This is a genomic window from Pseudomonas sp. MT92 (genome assembly GCF_058792515.1).
On record NZ_JBXAFA010000050.1, the window covers coordinates 1 to 936 of the forward strand.

General features: G+C 61.5%; 2 protein-coding genes. Both read right to left on the reverse strand.

Translation table 11 applies throughout. The annotated features are described in order from the left end of the window. Positions 1-177 precede the first annotated feature (177 nt). Entirely contained in the window at positions 178-558 is a 381-nt protein-coding gene (locus AC1Q6D_RS33125; RefSeq protein WP_001054412.1) for a hypothetical protein, read from the reverse strand. Beyond that, complete coding sequence (locus tag AC1Q6D_RS33130) at positions 555-881, reverse strand: hypothetical protein (RefSeq protein WP_000091614.1); 327 nt, start codon at positions 879-881, stop codon at positions 555-557. Before AC1Q6D_RS33130 ends, AC1Q6D_RS33125 begins: the two co-directional genes overlap by 4 nt. Positions 882-936 lie beyond the last annotated feature (55 nt).

Below are 936 nucleotides of genomic sequence, written 5' to 3' on the forward strand. Positions count from 1 at the left end.
GGCGAGCTTGTGGATGTACATGCCGAGACGAAGCTCGGATACGGGAATGCGTTTTACCAACTTATTTTCCTTTCTGAGTTGGGTGGTTAGGCGTGCGCCGAGGCTGGCACCCAGCGGTAGAGCGGAGGTAAGGTCACGCCAAGATTCTTGGATCAGCCGGAACCGCCGAAATTTCCGTCAGCCGATCAACATGGCTTTGTCTCGCGCTCGGTCGATGCGTTCCTGCATCGCCTGCATGACTTCTTCGTGGGTGTACGACTTGGCGTTGGGGTCGTCGGCCTCTCGGAGAGCTTCCTCGACCTCGCGGGTCATCCGCGCATATTCTTCCGGCCACAGCGCTTGCTCCATGCGCAGCGACGCCTGCCCAAGCAGGTGCAGCAGGCCGAACAGCCGCATGTCATTGGTGGCGACGACGTGCTCTCGAATCCGCTCCTGGATCACCTCGCAGGCCCGATGCGCCTCTGGCGTCGCCGTGCCCTCGTAGCCGGCTGGGAGTTCTGCTTCTTCAGCGATTCGCGCCCAAGCGATAGCCAGCGCCTCGATGGTGGACAGGTTCATTTGCTCATCCACTTGCGCAGCAGACGCTTTTTCAGGGAGGCGCGCTCTTGCGGATTGCGTCCCTTGTGGTTGGCAATGCGATCCGCCGTGGCGGCCTGGCGCTTGATGGGCCAGTAGGAGCGGCCATCCTTACCCATCGACCAGACGTTGCTGACCTGGTTTTCCAGTAGAGGCAGATGGGCGCATAGAGCTTCCGGCGACGCGCTGGCCAGCGCGGTGCGCTCGTGGGTTCGCCAGCGCTGATGCCAGAGTTTCTTGTCCTCGCGCTCGCTACGGCAGGTCGTGTGCCCAACGATGGGCGTTTTGCGGCGGCTGCGGCTCATGATGTGGTTGTCTCCAAGAACATTCAGGACAGGCTTTCTGGGTAGAGCGCCGTCA

What these genes read in the sequence shown, in the direction of transcription:
- AC1Q6D_RS33125 (WP_001054412.1), bottom strand. Translation starts at nt 558, where the DNA reads ATGAACCTGTCCACCATCGAGGCGCTGGCTATCGCTTGGGCGCGAATC.
- AC1Q6D_RS33130 (WP_000091614.1), bottom strand. Translation starts at nt 881, where the DNA reads ATGAGCCGCAGCCGCCGCAAAACGCCCATCGTTGGGCACACGACCTGC.